Consider the following 7,368-nt stretch of genomic DNA (forward strand, 5'->3'; position numbering starts at 1 on the left):
TGTATTTAACTTGATTAATTATTGACTACATAACTAAGCTTCAAGATATCCTGCGAGAATTACGGAGAAGACAGCACAAAAGCAAGGATAATTAAATTACAAATTGTAAACTAGAAAAAACCTTTGTAGGTTGGGTGGAGGCTTTGCCTAACCCAACCAAAGTTTGAGCGAATACGATTAACTTTATAAAAAACCTGCAAGTGTGTTAGTTAGAGTCAGTTTTGTGGGCATTCTAAGATTGTAAGCTTCGACGAAGAGTAAATAAATCTCATTCACAGGGAAGGTATGAGGGAGCAACTAGACATTACCGCGCGAGTAGAAATAAATCCTGAAGATTGGTTCTGGGCAACTTGGCGCCCTAGAAACCCTCTTGCACGACCTCAACCAAAACCCTTTGACAAAAAAGATGCGCTCTTACGGTTAGAGAAGATTTTTGTAAGAAGTGAGCGCGCGCGTCAGCCCAGTACTCGTTATTTTATAAACTGGCAGAAAGCTTCCATTAGTTCTGCACTGTCAAAACAAGAAGCTCATTTTTGGTTTACAGCGATGACCCACAGTCTTGATAACACAGACTCAGGTATTCAAGCGCTTGTACAATCTTTAAATAATATTGCATTTACAGGGAATCTTAGCGTTGAGCTTATCACTTCTAAACTAATTTGGTCTGGAGGTAAGAATTGGAGAAGTCCCGAACTAGTTTTAGCTATTGCCAATCTTTGCCTTATTGATGAAGTTATTAGCAGTCTAGTTGATATCAGCCTTCTTGATAGTATGGAGCTATTTGGTTACAGTGAGGCTCAGTATAATTTGCAAGAGTTTCTGGCAGACCATAGCTATAACCCTTTAATATCAAACGATTTAGCTATTCGTATTGTTGCCGAAAAAATTAGGTCAGCAGCAGCTAATACACTAAATAATATTTTAATACCAGGATTACATCGTTACGTCTTGCCTTATTTAAATGATAATGAGTTAAGAGAGTTACGCGAGAAATTAGTACCCATATTAGAAAAGGCGCCTCAAGGTATTGCATTGCTTCCTTCCCATGTATACTATCGTGACCAATGGTTAAAACAACTTCCTGCTTATTTGGGAATGCACGACGAAGTTAAAGCGTTTGTCGAGAGTTTGCCGAACCCTCACAGTAATATTCAAGACCCACTCCCCATAATTTTCGGTCTTGGAAGTGCAGAGTTGGTAGAAACTCATGTCCGACGTTTGAAAATACTATTAACTAAACCAGTTCATGTACGCGCATGGCTTGCTCATACTGAATATAGAGCTTTGGACTGGGTGCGTGATAGTATATTGAAGGCAGAAAACAAAGAGCAAGCAGTAGACTTGTTTGAAATATTGGCTTTAGTAAAAGCTTCCGAAAATGCTCTCCAAATGTTAACCTTGATACGTTCTTCTAAAGTTCCAGAACTCGCGCGTCAGTGGTTAGAAGAACATCCGAATTATACTGTTGTTGGTTTAATACCTGTTGTAGCTGGAGATAGTCAACTTGCTTCGATAGCGCTTGAAGTATTGCGAGACTTGAAACAGCAAGGACACGGTGAATTAATTGCCAATGCTATTAAGCATGAAAAGGTAACGCTGGCAAGAAAAATTCAGATAGAAGTTCTTGAAAGTGAGAAGCAGCAGGAACAGTACTTTGATGAAGCTACAACTCCTCAATGGCTACATTCACAAATGCGAAGCTTGAATAAAACTCAGCTTCCTGAATGGGTGTTACTCAAAGAGTTACCATCTATCAATATTGAAAATAATAAGCTTAACGATAATCAAATCATAGCCGTTTTACAGGCATTACGCAAAAGCACCCTTGATAGTTGTCATCCTTTAATCCAAGATATTAAACTTCATGCTCAACGCAAGTCTTTAGATGATTTTGTTTGGAGACTATTTGAACTGTGGCTAAATGACGGTGGTACAGCTAAGGAAAAATGGGGAATGACTGCTTTGGGTTTAGTCGGTTCAGATGCAGTTGCTCTTAAACTTGCTCCTTTAATTCGTAAATGGCCAGGTGAAAGCTTCCATCAACGCGCGGTTCTTGGTTTGGAGTGTTTACGTGCGATAGCTTCCGATACAGCTTTAATGTTGATTCATAGTATTGCAGAAAAGGTCAAGTTCAGAGCGCTGAAGACAAAAGCCAATGAGTGTATGCAGTCAATAGCGCAAGAACGTAAACTCACGCGCGAACAGCTAGAAGACAGAATAATTCCAGATTGTGGTTTAAATGAAAAAGGTACAAAAATATTTGATTATGGCTCACGTCAATTTTACTTTGTACTCGGCGCCGAACTAAAGCCAATGGTGCGAGATGCCAACGGTAAACGTTTTACTAACCTGCCCAAACCAGGAAAGCAAGATGATATAGAGAAAGCACAACAAGCTACAGAAGACTGGAAACTCCTTAAAAAGCAGCTTTCTCAAATGCTGAAAATTCAAGCTACACGCTTAGAGTTAGCAATGTGTAACAGGCGCCAGTGGGCAGTTACTGAGTTTGAATTATTGCTAGTACAACATCCATTAATGAGCCATTTAGTACAGCAATTAATATGGGGTAAATATAATACTGAAGGTAAATTAATTAACACCTTTAGAGTTGCCGAAGACTACACATATTGCGATAGCCACGATAATGAAATCTTGCTTTCAAAGAATGAAACAGTAGGTATAGTGCATCCTATTTATCTAAGTTTGGAAGAAAAAGCAGCTTGGGGACAAATATTGAGTGACTATGAAATATTCCCTGCATTCCCACAAATAAATCGAGAAATTTACACTCTAGAACCAGGAGAAACAGATAAATACGCATTGACACGCTTTGAAGATATTTATTTTACTTACCTTGCTGGTAGACCGGGTTGGGCACGAAGTTATGAAGGAGTAGATAATGGTTATCTCACTCGGACTTCACGCGAGTTTTCAAAAGCTTATGTTAGAGCTGTTATTGGAGGAGAAGAGAAAGGGTGTTGCTTTTATCCAACTAAAACAGCTTCAAGGCGCCTTGATGTTAATGATATAGGCGCCATACGTCTGGGAGATATTGACCCGCTCGTCATTAGTGAAGTAATTCGAGATTTAACACTGCTAACGTAGGTTGGCTTTCCGCGTACAGCCTAACCCAACACATACACAAACATTATCTAACAACTACGTTAGAACAGAACCAAAAACTTGGGTATTTAAGTTTAACCCTTCTCAGCGTTTGCGTAAATTGTTTAACTGGTCGTCTACTTATAAGGGATAATATAGCAAACAGTACAAAAACTGTAGTTTGACACGACAATAAGGGTTATTCTACTAAAAATCTTGGTAACAATATGGCTACAATCCCAGAAGAAATAAGTAATCGGATTTGGTTAAACTGTCAAGAACTAATTAACATTATTAATGCAGCTAAATCTGCTGAATATGTACTATTTACCAGGCACGGAGAAACAGAAAGCACTGTCAATGATTTAGATACATTACAAAACATTGCAGAGGAAGCTACAAACAATTACCAACGGTTAACCAACGTCACATTAAGAACTGCTACAATACAACCACAAGCCGACGCAGCTACAATAACTATACTTACGGAAACAATCAGTGATGTTGAAGCGAGAATGGCTGCTAGGCTTCGGAGTATTGAAGAAATCACTATTGAATGGAGACTCACAGATGAATAATCAACCATATGTACCACCACCAGAGGTTCGAGAAAGATTAAGTGCAAATCTCAAAAAAACAGAGGAAGAAATGAAGGAGATGGGAAAATCACTTGATAAATTATTAGCACATCTAGACGCGCAGATTGCATCCCAACCCAAACGAACAAAGCAAACACTTCCGCAAAATTGAAATTATTTTTCATAATTATGTTAGTAGGGTGCATTTAATACGAATAAATGCACCCTAAGTTATAAAAGCCCAGTACGTAAGCCTGTTGCTTGAAGTTGTTTAATCTATTAGTGACCTTTGACGTTGTAGTTGTTTAGCAATTTGTGCATCAAGGTGTGCGATTAATTCATCCATCATCTTGTTGGCTTCTTCTATTTCAGCGTGCGTCTTTCTTAGTACACTTATATTTTCTTCAAATTCATGACAATAAATTGATTTTGATACAACTTCTAAAGCTCTATCATAAGCAATATCCCAAATTGGGTTCATGTTATCAACGTTGCTATGGAATGAGGCGTTTATCCAGCTTTCTCTTTGCAAACTTTCCCAAGCATCATTCCATGAAAATAATTGTTCTACTTCTTCACTATGAAAATGCTTTTCATGGTGGTGATATGTATGGTTCGGAAGTAATTGATGCTTGTTGTTTTGTTTCTGGAAGTTATGTCTCTTCTATTAACGGAATGTGGGGGAGTCCCTAAAGAAAGAATACTACACCTTAGTGAGGTAGATACTGTAGTTTTTAGTGAGGTATTAATAGATTTACATATTGTCACAGCAAAAAGAAATAAATAGCAAGCCCTAACGCAAGCTTTGATAAAAGTTGATGATAGATACAAGCAGCATTTTTACATTCAATTAATCAAATACTTAAAATTGTATATGACTTTAGAACAAGAAGCAGTTAATCAAAATACTTCTCCAAACCGCTTACGTGAACTAGCTATTCTTAACCCACAACTAGCAAGGTTCGTAGCTAATAATTCTAATGCAGATAGTGAGTTGCTTAGAGATTTAATAGCCACTTCTGATTATGTTACGCGGCAAAACGTTGCTACAAATCCTAATACACCTCAAGAAGTTTTGATAAAGTTAGCTTGGCAGTTTCCGCAAGAAGTATTAGATAATCCTGTTTTTGAGAAGATTGTTTCCGGAAATTCTAATTTATTAAAGCGTTTTTCCGAAAAGGTACTATTGCGCTTAATGCAGCAAGATAGAATTCCTGTACGTTTTTTAGAATGGGTAGCTGACTGTTCTCATAAAAAAGTATTGTTAACTTTACTGATTAATCCCAATACTTCTGTAAGTGCTTTGGATAAATTAAGGCAAAGTCAAGAACCGGAAGTAGTTGATGCAGTAAAACTTCATGTAAACTGGCGCCAGGAGTTAGGCAATATAGATGAAGTTTTAACTAAAGCAGTAGCAATTAGTGATTTAGAGAGAAGTTGGGACGACGAATACAAATTATTAAAACTCCGTGTAATCCCTGATTTTATTTTACCTGTTTTTGATGACTTTACTAGATTAATAATCGCTGAAGAACCACACACATCTGCAAAAGTTCTCACTCAGCTAATAAGAGATTCTGATAAACACAGGGAACCTGAAATTAAAATAGCAGTTGCAAAACATCCAAATACACCCAAGAATCTTTTAGAAAACTTTCTTGGTGATGATAGAGTTCGTTACGTAGCAGCTAATAATCCTAATACGCCCTTAAACGTTGTACAAAAATTTTATCATCAATATAATGCAGTTTCAAATCCAGACACTCCATCAGAAATTTTAAGTCAATTTGCTAGCAGTAGATGGCAAACTATTCGTTTAGGCGTTGCTCGTCATCAAAATACACCTGCAAATCTATTAGAACAGTTTGCTGTAGTTGACAGTCTACAGTTACGTTTAACTGTAGCTTTTAATATCAGTACGCCTATTCATGTATTTGAACAGCTAATAAAAGATAATTATTGGGAGGTACGCTGGGCTGTTGCTCAAAACTTAAGTACTCCTGCTTATATTTTAGAACAGTTAGTAGAAGATACTTGTGCTTATGTTCGTGACATTGCTGAAGAAAGGTTAGATGTAACTAATGAAACAGCATATTCAGATTCTCACATCCTGCTATCTCCAAACTTAGTACCTCGTGATAAATACGCTGACGATGGTATACAAAGGATGCAGATTCTTTCGGAAGAAATTAGTCTAGCTCACAAAGCTTATGTACAAACTATTAAAGTCTCTCAACTTTCTGATGTAGTTAAAGATGTAAAAAATGGTGGGTGGCAATTCCGTACTTATTTACTTCCTCCTAGTACACCTATAGATATTCTCCAACAACTAGCAGACAGTCAGGATGAACAAGATAGACGAGAGGTTGCTTCTCATAAACATACTCCTGCAAGTATCCTGGCACAATTAGCTATAGATGAGTCTAAATTAGTACGTCGTGAGGTTGCTGGAAATCCAAATACTGCTGTAAGTATTTTAGAACAACTAGCTTTAGATGAAGAGCAAGAAGTTCGCCGCGCGATTGGTAGTAACTCTAACACCTCAATAAGCATTTTGCTACAATTCATTAATGAAAATAATGATGTTTCAGATGAGGCGGCTAATAATTTAAATAAACAAATCCTTTATAACCCAGATATTCCTGCAACTTTACTACAACAACTATCAGAAGTTCAAAGTCAAGAAATAACTATAGCTGTTGGGCGCCATCCAAATACCCCAGTTAGTATTTTAGAACAATTAGCAGAGAATCAAAATTGGAAAGTACGCTTATCGGTAGCGCAAAATCCTAGTACTCCAGTAACAACCAGGGAAAGACTATTACAAGATGAAAATATTTATGTACGTTCCGGCGCCGCCTCAAATATAAGTGATATAAATCATTCAGAGCAATCAACAGTAGTAGAGAGTCTGGTAAGGGATGTTGCACCGAAAGTGTTGAAAAAATATGCTCAACACTCTACACCTACCTTGAGTCGTTTAATTACTTTCTTTCATCCTCAAACCCCTACTCAATATTTAGCAAAAAACTTCCGTTCACCTATTTGGTTAAACCGTTACGCTATAGCTCAAAATCCTAGTACTCCTCGTCATATTGTTCAAAAGTTGACAGAGGATGGAAACCACGTTGTACGTAATGCTGCTATGTCAAATCTTGCTCAGTATCCAATTTTAACTAATCAGCCTGACGATTATAGTAATGTATCGCTTCATTTACCTAGTTTATTTAGAGGCGAAGCATTATCAGCAGAAATTTTAGAGCAAGCAGCTAGTCTTTCTAGTAAGAAAATTCTATTAGCAGTAGCAAACCATCCTAATACACCCAAAAGCATTTTAGAAAAGTCAACTTTGAGTAGACACCCTGAAGTTGTAAAAGCCGCACGTTTCCATGTTAATCTGGCAGGAGAAATTAATGATGGCTGGGATGAAGTCGCTAAATCAGAAATTAAAACTGCTACTTTACAAAAAAATCTAGATGAATTGGAAGAATTTGCAGAAATTGGTGTAATTCCTCAATTTATTATCGAGCAACTATTTGAGGATGAACGAAAGGAAATTCATATTAAGCTAGCAGCTTATAATATTCCTATTAACGTTTTTCAAAAGCGGCTCTTGCGTACCTAACGTGCTAAATTAATATTATAATGCCAAGAAAGTAAAGCTCTAATTTCAAAATTGCGAAAGTTC

5 protein-coding genes are annotated in these 7,368 nt (G+C 37.1%); 4 read left to right on the forward strand and 1 reads right to left on the reverse strand.

Annotation, left to right across the window (positions count from 1 at the left end; genetic code table 11):
• Nucleotides 1-285 precede the first annotated feature (285 nt).
• From DSM106972_RS37110 to DSM106972_RS37125, 3 genes are all read left to right on the forward strand, one after another.
• The gene (locus tag DSM106972_RS37110) at nt 286-3,105 is read left to right on the forward strand and encodes a DUF4132 domain-containing protein (RefSeq protein ID WP_127085387.1); all 2,820 of its coding nucleotides are present in this window, start codon (nt 286-288) and stop codon (nt 3,103-3,105) included.
• A gap of 224 nt (nt 3,106-3,329) precedes the next feature.
• Entirely contained in the window at nt 3,330-3,680 is a 351-nt protein-coding gene (locus DSM106972_RS37120) for a hypothetical protein (RefSeq protein ID WP_127085388.1), read from the forward strand.
• Complete coding sequence (locus tag DSM106972_RS37125) at nt 3,673-3,852, forward strand: hypothetical protein (protein WP_127085389.1); 180 nt, start codon at nt 3,673-3,675, stop codon at nt 3,850-3,852. Before DSM106972_RS37120 ends, DSM106972_RS37125 begins: the two co-directional genes overlap by 8 nt.
• A 99-nt stretch (nt 3,853-3,951) precedes the next feature.
• Here the strand turns inward: DSM106972_RS37125 and DSM106972_RS37130 are convergent, their stop codons facing one another.
• Nucleotides 3,952-4,161 (reverse strand): hypothetical protein, encoded by a 210-nt coding sequence (locus tag DSM106972_RS37130; RefSeq protein WP_127085390.1) that lies wholly within the window; start codon nt 4,159-4,161, stop codon nt 3,952-3,954.
• A gap of 393 nt (nt 4,162-4,554) precedes the next feature.
• Here DSM106972_RS37130 and DSM106972_RS37135 point away from each other — a divergent pair, with 393 nt between their 5' ends.
• Nucleotides 4,555-7,305, forward strand: a complete 2,751-nt coding sequence (locus DSM106972_RS37135) for a HEAT repeat domain-containing protein (RefSeq protein ID WP_127085391.1) — start codon at nt 4,555-4,557, stop codon at nt 7,303-7,305.
• Nucleotides 7,306-7,368: the final 63 nt, after the last annotated feature.

The organism is Dulcicalothrix desertica PCC 7102, assembly GCF_003991905.1.
GTDB classification, from domain to species: Bacteria; Cyanobacteriota; Cyanobacteriia; order Cyanobacteriales; family Nostocaceae; genus Dulcicalothrix; species Dulcicalothrix desertica.

What these genes read in the sequence shown, in the direction of transcription:
- DSM106972_RS37120 (WP_127085388.1), top strand. Translation starts at nt 3,330, where the DNA reads ATGGCTACAATCCCAGAAGAAATAAGTAATCGGATTTGGTTAAACTGT.
- DSM106972_RS37125 (WP_127085389.1), top strand. Translation starts at nt 3,673, where the DNA reads ATGAATAATCAACCATATGTACCACCACCAGAGGTTCGAGAAAGATTA.
- DSM106972_RS37110 (WP_127085387.1), top strand. Translation starts at nt 286, where the DNA reads ATGAGGGAGCAACTAGACATTACCGCGCGAGTAGAAATAAATCCTGAA.
- DSM106972_RS37130 (WP_127085390.1), bottom strand. Translation starts at nt 4,161, where the DNA reads ATGAACCCAATTTGGGATATTGCTTATGATAGAGCTTTAGAAGTTGTA.
- DSM106972_RS37135 (WP_127085391.1), top strand. Translation starts at nt 4,555, where the DNA reads ATGACTTTAGAACAAGAAGCAGTTAATCAAAATACTTCTCCAAACCGC.